This is a genomic window from Curtobacterium sp. PhB78, assembly GCF_003751685.1.
Lineage (GTDB): Bacteria > Actinomycetota > Actinomycetes > Actinomycetales > Microbacteriaceae > Curtobacterium.
In genome coordinates, this window is the sequence record NZ_RKIA01000003.1 from 353,521 (window position 1) to 372,614 (window position 19,094).

Annotated in this window: 17 protein-coding genes; 14 read left to right on the forward strand and 3 right to left on the reverse strand. The window is 69.2% G+C overall.

The window, feature by feature from the left end; translation table 11 throughout:
* The first annotated feature begins 159 nt into the window (after window positions 1-159).
* From EDF53_RS08650 to EDF53_RS08675, 7 genes are all read left to right on the forward strand, one after another.
* The gene (locus tag EDF53_RS08650) at window positions 160-1,554 is read left to right on the forward strand and encodes a branched-chain amino acid ABC transporter permease (RefSeq protein ID WP_235035783.1); all 1,395 of its coding nucleotides are present in this window, start codon (window positions 160-162) and stop codon (window positions 1,552-1,554) included.
* Window positions 1,555-1,566: 12 nt separating this feature from the next.
* Window positions 1,567-2,553: a branched-chain amino acid ABC transporter permease gene (locus EDF53_RS08655; RefSeq protein WP_123293176.1), complete on the forward strand. Its 987-nt coding sequence runs from the start codon at window positions 1,567-1,569 to the stop codon at window positions 2,551-2,553.
* Window positions 2,546-3,448 carry an ABC transporter ATP-binding protein gene (locus EDF53_RS08660; protein WP_123293178.1) on the forward strand — a complete coding sequence of 301 codons (903 nt, stop codon included), beginning with the start codon at window positions 2,546-2,548 and terminating at the stop codon, window positions 3,446-3,448. Before EDF53_RS08655 ends, EDF53_RS08660 begins: the two co-directional genes overlap by 8 nt.
* On the forward strand, window positions 3,445-4,263 hold the full coding sequence (locus tag EDF53_RS08665; RefSeq protein WP_123293180.1) for an ABC transporter ATP-binding protein: 819 nt from the start codon (window positions 3,445-3,447) through the stop codon (window positions 4,261-4,263). The genes EDF53_RS08660 and EDF53_RS08665 overlap by 4 nt, the downstream gene beginning before the upstream one ends.
* A gap of 189 nt (window positions 4,264-4,452) precedes the next feature.
* Entirely contained in the window at window positions 4,453-4,644 is a 192-nt protein-coding gene (locus tag EDF53_RS18955) for a hypothetical protein (protein ID WP_131845972.1), read from the forward strand.
* Between the two features lie 104 nt (window positions 4,645-4,748).
* Complete coding sequence (locus EDF53_RS08670) at window positions 4,749-5,867, forward strand: GuaB3 family IMP dehydrogenase-related protein (protein ID WP_123293181.1); 1,119 nt, start codon at window positions 4,749-4,751, stop codon at window positions 5,865-5,867.
* 65 nt (window positions 5,868-5,932) lie between these two features.
* On the forward strand, window positions 5,933-7,819 hold the full coding sequence (locus EDF53_RS08675) for a glycerol-3-phosphate dehydrogenase/oxidase (protein ID WP_123293182.1): 1,887 nt from the start codon (window positions 5,933-5,935) through the stop codon (window positions 7,817-7,819).
* Between the two features lie 58 nt (window positions 7,820-7,877).
* On the opposite strand, the gene EDF53_RS08680 is transcribed toward EDF53_RS08675, so the two are convergent.
* Window positions 7,878-8,378: a hypothetical protein gene (locus EDF53_RS08680; protein WP_123293183.1), complete on the reverse strand. Its 501-nt coding sequence runs from the start codon at window positions 8,376-8,378 to the stop codon at window positions 7,878-7,880.
* Between the two features lie 75 nt (window positions 8,379-8,453).
* Between EDF53_RS08680 and EDF53_RS08685 the strand changes: the two genes are divergently transcribed.
* Genes EDF53_RS08685 through guaA form a run of 5 tightly spaced genes read left to right on the forward strand, consistent with a single transcriptional unit; the run spans window position 8,454 to window position 13,258 of the window.
* Window positions 8,454-8,984: a cation:proton antiporter regulatory subunit gene (locus tag EDF53_RS08685; RefSeq protein ID WP_071260110.1), complete on the forward strand. Its 531-nt coding sequence runs from the start codon at window positions 8,454-8,456 to the stop codon at window positions 8,982-8,984.
* 3 nt (window positions 8,985-8,987) lie between these two features.
* Window positions 8,988-10,439, forward strand: a complete 1,452-nt coding sequence (locus EDF53_RS08690; protein ID WP_111083418.1) for a cation:proton antiporter — start codon at window positions 8,988-8,990, stop codon at window positions 10,437-10,439.
* A gap of 5 nt (window positions 10,440-10,444) precedes the next feature.
* Window positions 10,445-11,224, forward strand: coding sequence for an SURF1 family cytochrome oxidase biogenesis protein (locus EDF53_RS08695; RefSeq protein WP_123293184.1), 780 nt, complete (start codon window positions 10,445-10,447; stop codon window positions 11,222-11,224).
* Window positions 11,225-11,234: 10 nt separating this feature from the next.
* Window positions 11,235-11,681 carry a DUF3817 domain-containing protein gene (locus tag EDF53_RS08700; RefSeq protein ID WP_111083416.1) on the forward strand — a complete coding sequence of 149 codons (447 nt, stop codon included), beginning with the start codon at window positions 11,235-11,237 and terminating at the stop codon, window positions 11,679-11,681.
* The gene (gene guaA, locus EDF53_RS08705) at window positions 11,678-13,258 is read left to right on the forward strand and encodes a glutamine-hydrolyzing GMP synthase (RefSeq protein ID WP_123293186.1); all 1,581 of its coding nucleotides are present in this window, start codon (window positions 11,678-11,680) and stop codon (window positions 13,256-13,258) included. The genes EDF53_RS08700 and guaA overlap by 4 nt, the downstream gene beginning before the upstream one ends.
* A gap of 302 nt (window positions 13,259-13,560) precedes the next feature.
* Here guaA and EDF53_RS08710 read toward each other — a convergent pair whose 3' ends face one another.
* Together EDF53_RS08710 and EDF53_RS08715 are read right to left on the reverse strand one after the other, a co-directional pair.
* On the reverse strand, window positions 13,561-14,433 hold the full coding sequence (locus EDF53_RS08710; protein ID WP_111083414.1) for a Bax inhibitor-1/YccA family protein: 873 nt from the start codon (window positions 14,431-14,433) through the stop codon (window positions 13,561-13,563).
* 36 nt (window positions 14,434-14,469) lie between these two features.
* Window positions 14,470-15,459: a DUF817 domain-containing protein gene (locus EDF53_RS08715; protein ID WP_123293188.1), complete on the reverse strand. Its 990-nt coding sequence runs from the start codon at window positions 15,457-15,459 to the stop codon at window positions 14,470-14,472.
* Window positions 15,460-15,565: 106 nt separating this feature from the next.
* Here EDF53_RS08715 and EDF53_RS08720 point away from each other — a divergent pair, with 106 nt between their 5' ends.
* The gene (locus EDF53_RS08720) at window positions 15,566-16,576 is read left to right on the forward strand and encodes a glycerophosphodiester phosphodiesterase family protein (protein ID WP_123293190.1); all 1,011 of its coding nucleotides are present in this window, start codon (window positions 15,566-15,568) and stop codon (window positions 16,574-16,576) included.
* Window positions 16,577-16,588: 12 nt separating this feature from the next.
* On the forward strand, window positions 16,589-19,033 hold the full coding sequence (locus EDF53_RS08725) for an ATP-dependent helicase (protein WP_123293192.1): 2,445 nt from the start codon (window positions 16,589-16,591) through the stop codon (window positions 19,031-19,033).
* Window positions 19,034-19,094: the final 61 nt, after the last annotated feature.

Here is a 19,094-nt window from a genome sequence, read left to right on the forward strand (position 1 = left end):
GGCCGTCCCGCTATTCCGCGTTCCGCCTGGGAGAACGGATCGCGGCTCTCTTCCACACAGGTCACGGTTGCGCGACGACTCACAGCGGGAACGAGTTGGAAACACGGGTGTCACACAATCCCCATAGCGTCACTCGACATCCGAACGAGAGGCTCTTCCGTGGGATCCATCACTCCTCCGGGACGGGCGCAGCCGCGCCTGTTCCGCCTCCGCCAGGCCCGGCGACGACCGGTCCTGGCGGCCGTGCTCGTCGCCGCGTTCCTGGCGACCTTCCTGATCGACTGGGCGGTCACCCTGCCGGCCTTCAGTGCCACGTCGGCACCGGCGACCAGCCAGGCCTGCACCGTCAGCCCGACGAACGGGTGCATCCAGGGCACGATCACCGACTCCGAGCGGGAACCGGCCGACGACGTCGACGTCGACGTCGCCGGGCCCGGCGGCTTCGCCGAGACCGCCACCACGAACGCCGACGGCCGCTGGTCGGTCAGCGTCGACGAGGCCGGCGAGTACACCGTGAGCGTCGACCAGGACACCCTGCCGAAGGGCCAGTACCTGACGAACGCGGCAGACGCGGAGCGCAAGGTCCAGGCGACCCTGAACGCCAACGTCGGGCAGATCTTCCAGCTGTCCGACCAGAAGGGCGCCACCACCACGACGGACTCGTCGAGCGTCAGCCCGCAGCGGGCCTGGCAGCAGTTCGCCTCGGGGATCCGCCTCGGCCTGCTCATCGCGCTGGCGTCGATCGGCCTCTCGCTCATCTACGGCACGACGGGGCTGTCGAGCTTCTCGCACGGCGAGCAGGTCACCCTCGGCGGGCTGCTGGCCTACGTGTTCGCGAACCAGCTCGGCTGGAACATCTGGGTGACCGGCATCGTCGTCACGCTGCTGTGCGCGGCGACCGGGTACCTGCAGGACGCCGGGATCTGGCGGCCACTGCGGCGCAAGCGGATCAGCCTCACGCAGCTCATGATCGTGACGATCGGTCTGTCGATCGCCGCCCAGTACGCGTTCCAGTACTTCTTCGGCGCCGCGACCGTCCGGATCCAGCAGGGCAACCCCGAGACCGTCCGGTTCGCCGGCGTCACGCTCACGGTGCAGTCCTACGTGGCGATGGGCATCGCGCTGGTCGTCCTGATCGCCACCGGCCTGTTCCTGGCGAAGACCCGCTTCGGCCGGGCCACCCGCGCGGTGTCGGACAACCCGGCGCTCGCCGCGGCGTCCGGCATCGACGTCGACCGGGTCATCCGGTTCGTGTGGACGCTCGCCGCCGGTCTCGCCGGCCTGTCCGGCGTGATGCTCGGCCTGGTGCTGAACGGCGTGAACTGGCAGACCGGCCTGCAGCTGCTCCTGCTCATGTTCGCCTCGGTGACCCTCGGTGGTCTCGGGACGGCCTACGGCGCGCTGGTCGGATCGATGATCATCGGCGTCGTCGTCGAGCTCACGAACCTCGTGCTCCCCGGTGACTTCAAGTACGCCACCGCCCTCGTCATCCTCATCCTCATCCTGCTGTTCCGGCCGCAGGGCATCTTCGGCCGCGCCGAGCGGGTCGGCTAAGGGAGCACGCGCATGGACTACATCCTCAACCTGCTGTCCTCGCTCACCCAGGAGGCCCTCGCCCCGACCACGGCGGCGTTCGCCCTGGCGGCCATCGGACTGAACGTGCACTTCGGCCTGACCGGGCTCGTGAACATGGGCCAGGCGGCGTTCCTGCTGCTCGGCGCCTACGGCTTCGCGATCTCGATCACGAACGGGCTGCCGTTCGTGATGGCCGTGCTCATCGCCCTGCTCGTCGCCATCGTGTTCGCGATCATCCTCGGCGTCCCGACGTTGCGACTGCGCGGCGACTACCTGGCGATCGTGACGATCTCCGGCGCCGAGATCATCCGCATGGTCGGCCGCTCCAGCCTGCTGACCACGACGACGGGTGGCTCCAACGGCATCACCGGGTCGAGCTACCGCGACCCGTTCACCGCCCTGAGCCCGCTGCCGGACGGCACCACGACCATCCTCTGGTTCACCTACGCGAACAACGGCGTCAACGGCTGGTGGATCCGCATCGCCGCCTGGGCCCTCGTCGCGCTGTTCACCTTCGTGCTCTTCCTGCTCATGCGCAGCCCCTGGGGCCGTGTCCTGAAGGCGATCCGCGAGGACGAGGACGCCGTCCGCTCCCTCGGCAAGAACGTGTACTCGTACAAGATGCAGGCGCTCGTCTTCGGTGGTGCGCTCGGAGCGCTGGCGGGGATCATCTACGTCCTGCCGAGTTCGGTGCAACCGGACGCCATGGGCCGCTCGATGACGTTCTTCATCTGGACGGCGCTCATCCTCGGCGGTGCCGCGACGGTGTTCGGTCCGGTGCTCGGCGCAGTGCTGTTCTTCGTCGTCCGGCTCTTCATCCGCACCCTGGCCGGCGACTTCATCCCCGACTCGATCATGAACGCCCAGCAGGCCGAGCAGTTCTCGTACGTGCTCGTCGGCGTCGCGCTCATGCTCCTGATCGTGTTCCGACCACAGGGCCTGCTCGGCAACAAGAAGGAGCTGACGTTCAGTGTCTGAGACCTACGGCTACACGAAGGCCGACCCGATCCTCACGGTCGACGGCGTCACCCGGCACTTCGGCGGCATGACCGCCGTGGACGTCGACCACCTCGAGGTCCAGCGCGGCTCCATCACGGCCCTGATCGGCCCGAACGGCGCCGGCAAGACGACCTTCTTCAACCTGCTGACCGGCTTCGACAAGCCCAGCCCCGGCGCCAGGACGCAGTTCAACGGCGCCACGCTGCAGAAGACCAGCGCGACCCACATCGCCAACCGCGGCATGGTCCGCACCTTCCAGCTGACGAAGGCGTTGTCGCGGCTCACCGTGATGCAGAACATGCTGCTCGGCGCCCGCGACCAGCCAGGCGAGAACTTCTTCGCCGCGCTGATCAAGCCGGTGTGGGCGAAGCGCGAGCGGGAGATCACCGCGAAGGCCGAGGACCTCCTCGCCCGCTTCAAGCTCGACGACAAGGCGGACGACTACGCCGGTTCGCTGTCCGGCGGCCAGCGGAAGCTCCTCGAGATGGCCAGGGCGCTGATGTCCGACCCGACGATGATCATGCTCGACGAGCCGATGGCGGGCGTGAACCCCGCGCTGACGCAGTCGCTGCTCGGGCACATCCAGTCCCTGCGCGACGACGGCATGACCGTGCTGTTCGTCGAGCACGACATGCACATGGTCCGGCACATCTCGGACTGGGTGGTCGTGATGGCCGAGGGCAAGGTCGTCGCCGAGGGCCCGGCGGACACCGTGATGGACGACCAGGCGGTCATCGACGCGTACCTGGGTGCGCACCACGACACCGACCTGGGTGACGACTCGCTCCTCACCGAGGAGACCTTCGAGGAACTGGCGGAGGAAGTCGCGGAAGAAGACGCGGCGGACGCAGCAGCAGAGGAGAAGACCCGATGACGGACGCAGTCGACCCCACGAACGCGAGCAGCGCCTCCAGTCCGGAAGCGCCGAAGGCGAGCACCGCCACGCTGGAACGCGAGCCGGTGCTGAGCGCGAAGAACCTCGTCGCCGGCTACCTGCCGGGGGTGAACATCCTGAACGGCTGCGACCTGGACTGCTACCCCGGTGAGCTGATCGGGATCATCGGGCCGAACGGCGCGGGCAAGTCCACGCTGCTCAAGGCCCTGTTCGGTCTCGTGTCGATCCGCGAGGGGTCGGTCACGTTGCAGGGCGAGGACATCACGAACCTCAAGGCGAACAAGCTCGTGCAGGCCGGCGTCGGCTTCGTCCCGCAGACGAACAACGTGTTCCCGTCGCTGTCCATCGAGGAGAACCTGCAGATGGGGCTGTACCTGCGGCCCCGCAAGTTCGCCGAGCGCCTCGAGGTCATCTACGACCTGTTCCCGGTGCTCGCGCAGCGCCGCGGCCAGCGGGCGGGGTCCCTGTCCGGCGGTGAGCGGCAGTCGGTCGCCATGGCACGTGCGTTGATGATGGACCCGAAGGTGCTGCTGCTCGACGAGCCGAGTGCCGGGCTGTCCCCGGTGCGGCAGGACGAGACGTTCCTGCGGACCCGCCGGATCAACAAGGCCGGTGTGTCGATCGTCATGGTGGAGCAGAACGCGCGACGCTGTCTGCAGATCTGCGATCGTGGGTACGTGCTCGACCAGGGGAGGAACGCGTACTCGGGCACGGGGAAGGAACTCGCGGACGACCCGAAGGTCATCGAGCTGTACCTCGGGACGCTCGCCAAGGACGTCGACGCGGGGCGCTAGCGCACTGTGTCGACTGCGGGTACCGCTGTGGGGGTGGTATCCGCGACGGGTGGGGCCGTGCGTGGTCGCTTCGCGCCGCACGGCCCCGCTCCTGCATGCGGTCGTCTGTTGGCCCACCCCGGTGCGTGGCCGGCTCCGGTTCTGACGGGAGGCCCGCCCCGCGTCCGCCGGGTCGGTATCGTTCCGCAGGTGCAGAGACTGTCGGCGGGCGCGATGGACGCCCTGGTGTGGGTGGTCTTCATCGCGCTGTTCGTCGGTGCGGCGCTGCTCGTGAAGGTGGCGGCTGCGCTCCTGGTCGTGCTCGTGGTGCTCGCGCTCCTGCTCGGCTTCGTGCTGCGGGTGCTCCGCAAGCGACGCCGGGCCCCGCGCCGCCCCCGCTGACCGCACACCATGCGCGGCGCCCCTCGCACGGTGCGAGGCCGCCAGCCGCGGTCCGCACCGTCCGGTCCGTGCACGCCCCCGGACCTGCCCGGTAGGCTTGCCGGGTGAGCGAAGTCGAGATCGGTGCAGGCAAGCGCGGACGTCGGGCGTACGCGTTCGACGACATCGCGGTGGTCCCCTCCAGGCGCACGCGTGACCCGCGCGACGTCAGCGTGCAGTGGTCGATCGACGCGTTCACCTTCGCGTCGCCGATCCTCTCCGCGCCGATGGACTCCGTGTCCTCGCCGGCCACGGTCATCCAGATGGGCAAGCTCGGCATCCTGGGCGTCCTCGACCTCGAGGGGCTGTGGACCCGCTACGAGGACCCGACGCCCTACTACGACGAGATCAAGTCGCTCACCGACGGCAACGTCACGAAGCGCATGCAGGAGATCTACTCCGAGCCGATCAAGCCGGAGCTGATCACCGCGCGCCTGGCCGAGATCCGTGCCGCCGGGGTGCCGGTCGCCGGCTCGCTCAGCCCGCAGCGCACGCAGGAGTTCTCGAAGACGGTCGTCGACGCCGGTGTCGACCTGTTCGTCATCCGCGGTACGACGGTCTCGGCCGAGCACGTGTCGCAGAACGAAGAGCCCCTCAACCTCAAGAAGTTCATCTACGAGCTCGACGTCCCGGTGATCGTGGGCGGTGCCTCGACGTACACGTCGGCGCTGCACCTCATGCGCACCGGTGCCGCCGGTGTCCTCGTCGGCTTCGGCGGCGGTGCTGCGTCCACCACGCGTGCCGCGCTGGGCATCCACGCGCCGATGGCCACCGCGGTCGCCGACGTCGCGGGTGCGCGTCGTGACTACCTCGACGAGTCGGGTGGCCGCTACGTGCACGTCATCGCCGACGGCGGTCTCGACACCGCCGGCGACGTCGTCAAGGCGATCGCGGTCGGTGCGGACGCCGTCATGCTCGGTACCGCGCTCGCCCGTGCCACCGAGGCACCGGGCGGCGGCTTCCACTGGGGTGCCGAGGCGCACCACCCGGAGCTGCCCCGAGGCCGGCGGGTCGAGGTGGGCACGATCGCCCCGCTCGAGAACGTGCTGAACGGCCCGACCCCGACGTTCGACGGCCGCGCCAACCTCGTCGGTGCGCTGCGCCGCTCGATGGCGACGACCGGATACTCCGACGTCAAGGAGTTCCAGCGAGTAGAAGTGGTCGTGGCGCCGTACCACCAGTGATCCTGGTGGCACCCGCGCACCGACGCGGGTGACGCTTCGGCGCCGACCGTGACCCGGAGGCGACGATGGCGAAGTCCAGCACCACGAAGCAGACCAGTTCGGCCGGACGTCCTGGCGACGTCGTGCCGGGGGCGGGGTTCGACCCCGCGGCCAAGCTCGGCCCCGACGAACGCGCGGCGGCGATCGAGACCCTCAAGACGAAGGAACTCGACGTCCTGGTCGTGGGCGGCGGCATCGTCGGTGCGGGCAGTGCGCTCGACGCCGTCACCCGTGGCCTGACCGTCGGCATCGTCGAGGCCCGTGACTGGGGCTCCGGCACGTCGAGCCGTTCGTCGAAGCTCGTGCACGGTGGCATCCGCTACCTGGAGCAGTTGAACTTCGGGCTCGTGCGCGAGGCCCTCATCGAACGCGGCCTGCTGCTGCAGCGGATCGCCCCGCACCTGGTCAAGCCGGTGCGCTTCCTCTACCCGCTCAACCACCGCGTGTGGGAGCGGTTCTACATCGGCATCGGCATGGCGATGTACGACGCCTTCAGCTGGTCCGGCGGTCGTCCGCCCGGGGTCCCGCACCACCGGCACCTCAGCCGCACGCAGGTGCTCCGCTCGATGCCGTCGCTCAAGAAGGACGCCTTCGTCGGCGGCATGACCTACTACGACGCCCAGGTCGACGACGCCCGCTACGTGGCCTCGCTCGTCCGCACGGCGGCGTCCTACGGCGCGCACGCCGCGAGCCGGATCCGGATCGAGGGCTTCATCAAGGTGGGGGAGCGCGTGGTCGGCGCCCAGGCCCACGACATCCAGACCGGCGAGCGGTTCGAGATCCGCGCGAAGCAGGTCGTGAACGCCACGGGCGTCTGGACGGACGACACCCAGGCGATGATCGGCACCCGCGGGCAGTTCAAGGTGCGGGCGTCGAAGGGCGTGCACCTGGTCATCCCGCGCGACCGGTTCCAGTCGAACATGGGCATGATCCTGCGCACCGAGAAGAGCGTGCTGTTCGTGATCCCGTGGGGCCGGCACTGGCTGGTCGGCACGACCGACACCGACTGGTACCTCGACAAGGCGCACCCGGCGGCGACCGCAGCGGACATCGACTACATCCTCGAGCACGTCAACAAGGTGCTCCGCGTCCCGCTCACCCGCGAGGACGTCGAGGGCGTCTACGCCGGACTCCGTCCCCTGCTGGCGGGGGAGTCCGACCAGACCTCGAAGCTCAGCCGCGAGCACGTGGTTGCCCACACGGTGCCCGGGCTCGTGGTGGTCGCCGGCGGCAAGTGGACCACCTACCGGGTGATGGGCAAGGACGCCATCGACGAGGCCGTCGCCGCGATGGACGGCAAGATCCCGGCGTCGACGACCGAGGACATCCCACTGCTCGGGGCCGAGGGCTACCCGGCCGCGTGGAACCGTCGCGCACGGACCGCCCGCAGCTTCAACGTGCACAAGGTCCGCATCGAGCACCTGCTGAACCGCTACGGCACCCTGGCCACCGAGGTGCTGCAGCTCGTCGAGCAGGACCCTGCCCTGGCCGAGCCGCTGCCGGGAGCCGACGACTACATCGGCGCCGAGGTCGTGTACGCCGCCTCGCACGAGGGAGCCCTGCACCTGGAGGACGTCCTCGCCCGCCGCACCCGCATCTCGATCGAGGCCTGGGACCGTGGTGAGTCGGCGGCCCCGGTCGCCGCGAAGCTCATGGCCGACGTGCTCGGCTGGGACCAGGAGACCACCGAACACGAGGTGTCGAACTACCTGAAGCGTGTGGCCGCGGAACGCGAGTCGCAGCTGCAGCCCGACGACGAGAGCGCGGACCGAGTGCGGCTCGAGGCACCGGACATCGCGTTCGGCTTCGACGAGGACGACGTCGTCGTGGGCGGCGGCCGCAGCAGCGGCGCGGAGGGCGCGAAGGCGTCCGACGAGCAGGTGGTGGGGGAGAAGACGAGCGAGCCGGAGTAGCGACCCGCGTTGCGGACGCGGCCACCGGCCTCCGGACGGGAGGCCCGTGGTGCGTCCGTCAGGCGGCCAGCGTCTCCGACACGGCGCGGCCACGGCGTCGCTCGCCGACGACGAGCACGACCGGGATCGCGAGCAGCGCGACGAGGCTGGTGACGTAGAGGACACCGGCCCAGATGGTGTGGTCCTCGCCGCCGATGCCGTAGCCGTCGGCCACGTCCATCCCGAGCTGGAAACCGGAACCGAACACCTGGACGGCGCCGGCGGCCACGATCGCCAGTAGCCAGGCGGCGGCGACGTGCGCCGTCGTCCGCCGGACCAGCGTCACGATCAGGACCGTGACCGCCAACGCGATGCCGACCGCTGCGATGACGAGCACGGCCACGACGTCGGTCCGCACCTGGAAGCCCTGCGCGTCGAGGTGGCCGTAGATCGCACCGAGCGACTGCCCCGGCACCGCACTGAGCGGGTCGAGCACGAGCGCGTTGAGCGCCAGCAACCCCGCGTACAGTGCGACGACCAGCGTCCCGACGACCCCGACGACGATCCGAGTGTTCCCCATCCGCAGAACAGTAGCGACCGGAATGCGCGGGGCCGCGCGGTGGTTAGCATGGGCGTACTCGAAAAGGGAGCCATCATGGTCGACGTCCATCGCGTCAAACTCCCCGGAGTCGGCGTGCTGCACAGCTTCTACACCGACGACGGTGGCAAGTGCGGTGTCATCACGCACCGGTCGGGTCACTCCGACCTCATCTCGTTCGCCGACGTCTCCGACGGCGCGGACAAGTCCGAGAAGGTCTCGCTGCGCCTCAGCGAGGACGAGGCGCACACCCTCGCCGAACTCCTGGGCGGCACCCGGATCACCGAGGGCCTCGACAAGCTCGACGAGATCCCCGGGCTGTCCATCGACTGGTTCTCGGTCGACTACGACGACGCGATCGCCGGCAAGCCGCTCGGCGACCTGCACGACTCCGGCTTCATCGGCCTGACCGTCGTGGCCGTCGTCCGTGGCGACAGCGCCAACCCGGCACCCTCGCCGGACTTCGTCGTCTTCCCCGGTGACACCATCGTCGTCGCCGGTTCCCCCGAGAAGGTCGCCAAGGCCTTCTCCTTCTACCGCAGCGGAGAGCTTGCGGCCGCATCGGCCGAGGCCCCGCGGAAGAGCTAGCGCATGCACCTGGGCGGTGAACTGCTCACCATCGGTGTGCTGTTCGTCATCGCCTACGTGCTCGGGCGGCTCGGCAAGACCATCGGTCTGCCGGCGATCCCGATCTACATGATCGTCGGGCTCATCGCGAGCCCGCACACGCCGTGGATCGGCCTGAACGTCGAGTCGCACACGATCGAGCTCATCGCGACGTTCGGGCTCATCCTGCTGCTGTTCAACCTCGGGTTGGAGTTCGACCAAGAGGAGTTCTACGGCAACGCCGGCAAGCTCCTGGTGTCGGGCGGCACCTACGTCGTCATCAACATGGGCGTCGGGTTCGCGTTCGGGTTCTCGCTCGGCTGGGGCACCCGAGAAGCCCTGATCATCGCGGGCATGACGGCCACCTCGTCGAGCGCGATCGTCACGAAGCTCCTCATCGAGCTGCGACGACTCGCGAACGACGAGACCCCGATGATCCTGGGCGTCACGGTCATCGAGGACGTCTTCATCGCCATCTACCTGGCGATCGTGTCCGTCGTGCTGTCCGGCGACACCAACGCGTGGGCGGTCGTCGGCAAGCTCGCGCTCGCGTTCGGCTTCCTCATCGTGATGTTCACGCTCGCCCGGTTCGCCGGCAAGTGGGTCTCGAAGATCTTCGCGACGCGTGACGACGAACTGTTCACGGTGCTGTTCTTCGGGCTCGCCGTGATGTTCGGTGGCATCGGCGACCTGCTCGGCGTGACCGACGCCATCGGCGCGTTCGTCATCGGGCTGCTCTGCGGCGCCACCCGGTACCGCGACCGCATCGAACAGCTCGCCCTGCCGATGCGTGACGTCTTCGCCGCGTTCTTCTTCGTGAACTTCGGACTCGGCCTCGACCTGTCGACCTTCGGTGAGGTGCTCTGGCCGGTCCTCGGTGCGATCGGCATGACGGTCGTGCTCAACGCGGTCGCCGGGCAGATCGTCGCGCGCATGAACGGCTTCAACGTCCAACAGGGGATCAACACCGCCGTCATCCTGGTGAACCGTGGCGAGTTCGCGCTGATCCTCGCGACGCTCTCGGCTGCCGCCGGACTGGAGGCCCGGATCACCGCGTTCGCGGGCCTCTACGTCCTCGTCATGGCGATCCTCGGGCCGCTGCTCGCGGTGAACTCGGAGCGGATCGGCCGCCTCGTGGTGCGCCCCGCCCGCCTCGCCCGCCTGCGCGGACGACTCGGTGGCCGCCGAGCGGTCGCCGCGGCTGCCGCCGCCGAGGCGGCGGAGGCCGAGGAGGCCGAGGCAGCGTCCGCCGCCGCGGTCCGCCGTGCCGAGCGGGACCGCCAGTTCGCGGAGGAGTTCGCGCTCGTGGAGGCCGCTGGCAGGGACGAGCAGGAGAATGGGTCACCGGAGGCGACCGACGAACCCGTCACGTCGCCCGTCGAGATCCCCACCGAGCGCCCTGAGCGTCCGGTCCGACAGCGCGATCCGGAGTACTGATACAGATGTGGGCCGTTGCCCGACGACCGAGGTGGATCGCGCTGCTGTTGCTGGCGCTCGTGCTCGCGGCGGTGTTCGCCGGGCTGGGCAAGTGGCAGCTCGAGCGGAGCATCGCCAACGGCAAGCCGCTGCCGGAGACCACCGAGACCCGCAAGACGCTCGATGCGGTCACCGCCCCGGAAGAACCCGCGAGCGAGACCATCGCCGGCCAGAAGGTCACCGTCACCGGCACGTTCGTCGCCGGCGACACCACGATCCTGACCGGCCGCACCGGGGGTGGGACGTACCAGACCGTCGGGCACTTGGTGGACTCGGATGGTGGGGCGAGCCTCCCGGTCGTCATCGGGTGGTCCGACCAACGGTCGGCTGCGGTCGCCGGTGGTGACCGCCTGACGGACGGGCAGACGCTCACGGTGCAGGGCCGGTACTACCCCGCCGAGTCGCCCGACCAGGACACCTACAAGCAGGCGGAGTACTCCGCCGTGGCACCCGCGCGCTTCGTGAACACATGGAAGGCGTTCGACGACCGGATGTACCTCGGGTACGTCGTCGCCGACGGTGCCACCGCGCAGGCCGCCGACCTCGGCACCATCGCCGACCGGGCGCCGTCGCGCGAGGTCCAGTTCGACTGGCTGAACCTGTTCTACGCGATCGAGTGGGTCGTCTTCGCCGGCTTCGCGGTGTTCCTCTGGTACCGGTTCGTGAAGGACGCCTGGGAGCGCGAGGAAGAGGAGCGGCGTGAGGCTGCCCTCAGCGTCGACGGGGCCCTCGCGGACCGACGGTAGGCTGGTCGTCATGGCCTTGACCGTCCGAACCCGCGACATCCCGAAGATCCCGGGTGCGGTGAAGTGGTACCGCGTCTCCGCGTACATCACCGGTGTGCTGCTGCTGGCCCTCGTGATCGAGGTCATCATCAAGTACACGCCGCTCCAGCTCGAGATGCAGCTCGGCAACGGCCCGTTCTTCGTGCCGAACGGCACGGCCGGCGAAGCACCCGGCACGTTCAACCTGTCGATCGCGATCCTCATCGCGCACGGCTGGCTGTACGTCCTCTACCTCTTCACGGACTTCCGTCTGTGGAGCATCATGCGCTGGAAGCCCTCCCGCTTCCTGCTCATCGCCCTCGGTGGCATCATCCCGTTCATGTCCTTCGTGGTCGAACACCGCATGCAGCAGAAGGCCATGGACACCTACCACGAGCTGATCGCTGCCCAGCAGCGTGAGAAGGAGGCCGCTCGGTGAGCGAGACCGAACAGCGTCCCGTCCTCGTCGTCGACTTCGGGGCCCAGTACGCGCAGCTCATCGCGCGTCGGGTCCGTGAAGCGAACGTCTACAGCGAGATCGTCCCGCACTCCATCACGGCGGAGGAGATCCGCGCGAAGGACCCTGCAGCCATCGTGCTGTCCGGTGGTCCGTCGTCCGTGTACGAAGAAGGTGCACCGTCCCTCGACGGCGACATCCTCGACCTCGGCGTCCCCGTGCTCGGCATCTGCTACGGCTTCCAGGCCATGGCGACCGCCCTCGGTGGCGAGGTCGCGAACACCGGCCTGCGTGAGTACGGCGCGACGCCCGTCGACGTCAGCGGCACCGACAGCGTCCTGCTCGGCGGGCAGCCCGGGTCCCAGGTCACGTGGATGTCGCACGGCGACTCCGTGGCGAAGGCCCCCGAGGGCTTCGAGGTCCTCGCGTCGAGCGCGTCGACCCCCGTCGCGGCCTTCGCGTCCGACGAGCGCAAGCTCTACGGCGTGCAGTGGCACCCCGAGGTGAAGCACTCGGAGCACGGCCAGGCCGTCCTCGAGAACTTCCTGCACCGCGCCGCCGGTCTGCCCGGCGACTGGAACTCGAGCAACGTCATCGACGAGCAGGTCGCCCGGATCCAAGCCCAGGTCGGGTCGAACCGCGTGATCGCCGGCCTGTCCGGCGGTGTCGACTCCGCCGTCGCCGCAGCCATCGTGCACAAGGCCGTCGGTGACCAGCTCACCTGCGTCTTCGTCGACCACGGGCTCCTCCGCGCCGACGAGCGCAAGCAGGTCGAAGAGGACTACGTCGCCTCCACCGGTGTCCGGCTCATCACGATCGACGCCGAGCAGCAGTTCCTCGACGCCCTCGCCGGTGTGAGCGACCCCGAGCAGAAGCGCAAGATCATCGGGCGCGAGTTCATCCGCACGTTCGAGGCCGCGGCCGAGGCGCTCGTGCTCGAGGCGCGTGGGGACGGTGACGACGGCGAGGTCAAGTTCCTCGTGCAGGGCACCCTCTACCCCGACGTCGTCGAGTCCGGCGGCGGAGCGGGTACCGCGAACATCAAGTCGCACCACAACGTGGGCGGCCTGCCCGAGGACATGACCTTCGAGCTCGTCGAGCCGCTCCGTGCACTCTTCAAGGACGAGGTCCGTGCCGTCGGTCGCGAGCTCGGTCTGCCCGAGGTCATCGTCGGCCGCCAGCCGTTCCCCGGACCGGGGCTCGGCATCCGCATCGTGGGTTCGGTCGACAAGCAGCGGCTCGAGCTGCTCCGCGCCGCCGACAAGATCGCGCGCGAGGAACTCTCCGCAGCGGGTCTCGACGGGGAGATCTGGCAGTGCCCGGTCGTCCTGCTCGCCGACGTCCGCTCCGTGGGTGTCCAGGGTGACGGCCGCACGTACGGGCACCCGATCGTGCTCCGTCCGGTCTCGTCCGAGGACGCCATGACCGCGGACTGGACGCGCCTGCCGTACGACGTGCTCGCGAAGATCTCGAACCGCATCACGAACGAGGTGCCCGACGTCAACCGGGTCGTGCTCGACGTCACGTCGAAGCCGCCGGGGACGATCGAGTGGGAGTGACGCTCCCCTGAACGACCGGAGGCCCGGCACGCCCTGCGTGCCGGGCCTCCGCGCGTCCGGGGCGGGGCTGCCGGGGGAATGGGTGCTGCTGGGGTGGTCGAGTGGCGACAACACCCCGCGGGCCCGGTTCCGAGCGGTCACGAACTGTCGATTGGCCCCGGCCCGGGCGACACTTCGTGACCACTCGCCGGGCGACCGGCGGGGTGTTGCGACCACTGGCGCTGCCGCCGCTCCCGCCCACAGCACCCCGGGAACGACGAAGGGCCCCGGCAGCGCCGGGGCCCTTCGTGGACGCGGTGGTGCTAGTTGCGCGCGCTGCTCGCGACGATGGCGAGGATGCGCAGGATCTCGAGGTACAGCCACACGAGCGTCACGATGAGGCCGAACGCCGCGGTCCACGCGTAGATCTTCGGGGCGCCACGCTGGACACCGGTCTTGATCTGGTCGAAGTCGAGGATCAGCGAGTACGCCGCCATGACCACGACGAAGATGCCGATGAGGACGCCGAGCGGGATACCGAACAACGTCACACCCATGAGGCCGAAGGCGCTCTGGGTCACACCGGTCCACATCAGGACGAGGTTCACGAGCGAGAACGCCATGTACCCGACGATCGCGATGAGGAAGAAGCGGGTGGCCTTCGGGGTCGCACGGACCTTGCCCGACAGGAACAGGAGCAGCGTGACCGCGAACACCCCGAGGGTGCCGAACACGGCCTGGGCGACGATGCCGCCAGTCTGCGTGAAGTTGTACTCGAAGAAGTTCGAGATCCCGCCGACGAAGAGCCCCTCGAAGAACGCGTACGTCAGGATCAGACCCGGCGACGGCTTCTTCTTGAAGGTGTTCACGAGCGCCAGGACGAACCCGACGATCGCGCCGACGATCCACACGATCGGGGGCAGGTTCCAACCGGCCACCGCACCGACGAGCAGCACGCCGAAGGCGAGCAGCGTCTTGACGATGGTGTCCTCGTACGACATGCGGTCGGTGTCGACCGTCGATGCCGCCGGGCGGTCGTACATGTACTGCAGCTGCTCGGGGGTCATCCCGCCCTGTGCCTGCTGCGGGGTCTGTCCCCAGCCGGCCTGCTGCTGACCAGCGCCACGCCCGCCCCAGGTGTTGGGTCCCTGGGCGTTGAAGGCGGGGGACTGGTCGAAACCGGGCTTGAAGGCCATGGTGTCCTCTTCCTAGGAGATATGAGTCCTCTCAGCCTAGGTGCGCTCGGTCGCGGAAGGCTGAGGATTCGCGGCGAGCGGACGCGGGCCCGGAGGCCCTGACGATCGCAGCCTATGGGCACCCGCTGCGCGCGCGCCTCGAAGTCGTCGAGAGTCCGCCGTCCAACGCGCCGAGCCGGACGGCAGCGCCGGGTAGACCCAGGTGACGAGCGCGACCGAGATCGTCATGAGCAGGAACCACGCCACGATCTTCGTCGGGGCCACCGGGTGCCAGACGGCGAGCTGCGTGGGGTAGCTCCAGGCCCCGGCCCAGGTCGCGACGTTCTCGGCGAACCAGATGAACACGGCGACGAGTCCCATGGCGACGAGCACCGGCATGCGCATCGTCGATCGGTGGATCCGGACGTGCATGGTCGTGCGGGCGAAGAGCAGGACGACGAGTGCGAGCAGGACCCAGCGGGCGTCGGGCAGGAAGTGGTGCCCGAAGAAGTTCAGGTACACGCCGGCAGCGACGACGGCGAGCAGCCACTGCCGCGGGTACCGGTCGAACCGCAGGTCGAACAGGCGGTGCACACGGACCATGTACGACCCGACCGCGCCGTACATGAACCCGGAGAACAGCGGGACCCCGGCGATGACGAGCAGCCCGCCGGGTTCGTACGACCACGAGCCCATGTGCGTCTTGAAGACCTCCATGGCGGTGCCGACGACGTGGAAGAGCAGGACGACCCGGAGTTCCCGCACGGTCTCGAGCCCGAACACGAGCATGCCGAGCTGCAGCAGCACCGCCACGACGGTCAGCGCGTCGTTCCGGAACGCCGCCGGCACGGTCAGCGAGGCCACGGCCATCGAACCGAGCAGCAGCGCCCCGAACGCGCACGCCCACGCCTGCTTCGCGCCGAACACCAGGAACTCGGTGACGAACAGCCGGACGGGCCGGTGCGGCTGGTGCCCGGCGTCGAGCAGTCGGCGGGCGGCACGGTCGATCCTGGCCTCGACGGCGGTGGAGAGCGATCGGACGATCATGCAGCGATGGTCAGCGCCGATGCTGAGATGCACGGGCTCCGGCCGGGCGCGTGTGTCCCGCGACACAGGACGGTCCGCCGTCACCCTGGCCCAGTAGGGTCGCGCCATGACCCTCGTGATCGCCCACCGCGGTGCGTCCGGCTACCGCCCCGAGCACTCGCGGAGCGCGTACGAACTCGCCATCGAGCTCGGTGCCGACGCGATCGAGCCGGACCTGGTGCCCACGAAGGACGGCGTGCTCGTGCTCCGCCACGAGAACGAGGTGTCCGGCACCACCGACGTCGCGGACCACCCGGAGTTCCGGCACCTGCGCACGACGAAGACCGTCGACGGCCAGAGCCTGTCCGGCTGGTTCACCGAGGACTTCACCTGGGCCGAGCTGCAGACGCTCCGCACCCGGGAACGTCTGCCCGCCCTGCGGCCCGGGTCGGCCGAGCACGACGGCGAGGAGCCGATCCTGCGCCTCGAGGACCTGCTCGCGATCCTCGACGCCGCTCCTCGTCCGGTCGGGCTGGTCGCCGAGGTCAAGCACGCGGCGTTCTTCGACCGCGCGGGCTTCCCGATGGGCGAACTCGTCGACCGCACGCTCGGTGACGCCGGGTGGCGCCGTGACGAGCGGCTCACGGTCGAGAGCTTCGAGAAGGGCGTGCTCCGCGACCTGCGCGAGCGGCACACGGGTGGTCGGCTGGTGTACCTCCAGGAGGCCCGTGGCAGTGCCGCCGACGAGGTCGCGTCCCACGGATCGCTCGCCCCCACCTACGCCGCGGAGCGTTCCGAGGACGCGCTCGCGTCGTTCGCGACCGAGTTCCACGGCATCAGCGTCGACCTCGGCACGCTGATGGCCGGGGTGGACAGCGTCGCGCTCGAGGACCCGACGCCGGTCCGGAGCGCGATCGTCGACCGTGCGCACGCCGTGGGCCTCGCGGTGTACACGTGGACGCTCCGACCGGAGAACCGGTTCCTGCCCGGGCCGCTGCGCCGCGGTGGCGACGTCGCGGCCTTCGGCGACTGGGAGCGCTGGTACACCTCGGTGATCCGGACCGGCCTCGACGGGGTGTTCGCGGACCACACCGACCTGGCGGTCCTCGCCCGGTCGGCTGTCGGGGGTCCCGCTTAGACTGTCCCGAACATGACGATCGTGCTCGACCCCTTCGAATCGACGCCCGAGCCGGGCGCCGGTGCCCGTGCGTACGAAGACCCGTTCACCGCGGGTCTGAACCCCCAGCAGAAGGAAGCCGTCGAGTACCGCGGCGAGTCCCTGCTGATCGTGGCCGGTGCCGGATCCGGCAAGACGAGCGTCCTCACGCGCCGCATCGCGCTGCTGCTCGCCAACCGTGAAGCCTGGCCGTCGCAGATCCTCGCGATCACCTTCACGAACAAGGCCGCGGCCGAGATGCGTGAGCGCGTCCGGGCCCTGGTGGGTGGCGAGTCCGACGGCATGTGGATCTCGACGTTCCACTCGGCGTGCGTGCGCATCCTCCGGCGCGAGGCCGAGCGCTTCGGGTTCGCGCAGTCGTTCACGATCTACGACTCCGCCGACTCCAAGGCCCTGCTGAAGCGGATCATCAAGGACCTCGAGGCGGACACGCTCGGGCTCACGGTGGGCGCCGCGGCGTCGAAGATCTCGAAGCTCAAGAACGAGCTGCAGGACATCGACTCGTACGCGCGCAACATCAACGTGAACGACCCGCAGGAAGTCATGTTCACCGAGGTCTTCCGTCGGTACACGAACGACCTGCGCCGGGCGAACGCGTTCGACTTCGACGACCTCATCGGCCAGACCGTCTTCCTGTTCCGGGCGTTCCCCGAGGTCGCTGCGCTCTACCAGCGGCGCTTCCGCTTCATCCTGGTCGACGAGTACCAGGACACCAACCACGCGCAGTACTCCCTGATCCGCGAGCTCACGCGTCCGGTGCCGGTCGAGCAGGTCGACAAGCTCGAGGACTCCGGCCAGCACGTCGCCCGCATGCGCGAGCGCGACGGGTCGATCGCCGGAGCGTCCCTGACCGTGGTCGGCGACTCGGACCAGTCGATCTACGCGTTCCGCGGGGCCGACATCCGCAACATCGTCGAGTTCGAGCGCGACTTCCCGAACTCCAAGGTGATCCTGCTCGAGCAGAACTACCGCTCGACGCAGACCATCCTCGACGCCGCGAACGCCGTCATCGCGAACAACTTCGACCGTCAGGCGAAGAACCTGTTCACCGACGTCGGCGCGGGCGAGAAGATCGTCGGCTTCACCGGGTACACCGGTCACGACGAGGCCCAGTTCGTCGCCGACGAGATCCAGCGCCTGCGCGAGGACGGCATGGACTACCGCGACATGGCGGTGTTCTACCGGACGAACTCGCAGACCCGTGCGCTCGAGGAGATCTTCATCCGTGCCGCGATCCCGTACCGGGTGCTCGGCGGCACGAAGTTCTACGAGCGCGCCGAGATCAAGGACGCCATGGCGTACCTGATCACCGTGGCGAACCCCGCCGACCCGATGGCGCTCCGTCGTGTGCTCAACGTGCCGAAGCGCGGCATCGGCTCCGTCACCGAGACGACCCTGCAGCGCTACGCCGACGAGCACGAGACCACGATGCGCGATGCCCTGCGGCACGCGGGTGAGCTCGGCTTCGGGCCGAAGGTGCGGAACGCCATCACCGAGTTCGCGGCGCTGCTGGACTCCGTGTCCGAGAAGGCCCCGACGCAGCCGGTCGTCGACACCCTGACCCAGCTGCTCGACGGCTCCCACCTGCTCGAGAACCTGCGGAAGTCGCCCGACGCGCAGGACGCCGCCCGGGCCGACAACATCGACGAGCTCGTGGCGGTGACGCGCGAGTTCCAGAAGAACAACCCCGAGGGCACGCTGACGGACTTCCTGACCGAGGTCTCGTTGGTCGCAGCGGCGGACGAGCTCGACGACTCGTCCGGCACGGTGTCGCTCATGACGCTGCACACGGCCAAGGGGCTGGAGTACGAGGCCGTGTTCCTGACCGGCGTCGAGGAAGACCTGCTGCCGCACCGGATGTCCGCGAACGAGCCGGGCGGTCCCTCCGAGGAACGTCGGTTGTTCTACGTCGGCATCACCCGTGCGAAGAAGGTCCTGTTCCTGTCACTGGCGATGACCCGCGCCCAGTTCGGTGACGTCAACGTCGCCATGCCGTCGCGCTTCCTGCAGGAGATCCCCGAGGGGCTCATCGAGTGGAAGCAGTCGCCGGGCATGGCGAACAGCCGTGGTGGCACGCAGCCCCGGGCGCTCAACGCGAAGCGCGAGGGCGGCATCGGCGGCGGCGGTGGCGGTGGTTACCGCGGCGGTGGCGGCTGGGGCGGTGGCTCGTACGACCGCGCGGCCGCTGCGTCGAAGACCCGCCCGAAGACCGAGTGGGCGAACCGGGTGTCCGGCCAGGTGCGCGACAACGGCGACATGGAACTCGTCGCCGGCGACCGGATCAAGCACGTCGACTTCGGCGAGGGCACCGTCTCGGCGGTGACCGGCCAGGGCGCGAAGCGCATCGCCGAGATCGCGTTCGACTCCGCGGGCCGCAAGAAGCTGCTCATCAAGATCGCGCCGATCGAGAAGCTCTAGCCAGAGCTGGCTGAACGTCCGTACACCCCGCCGGTTCCCCGGCGGGGTGCGTTCGTCGTGG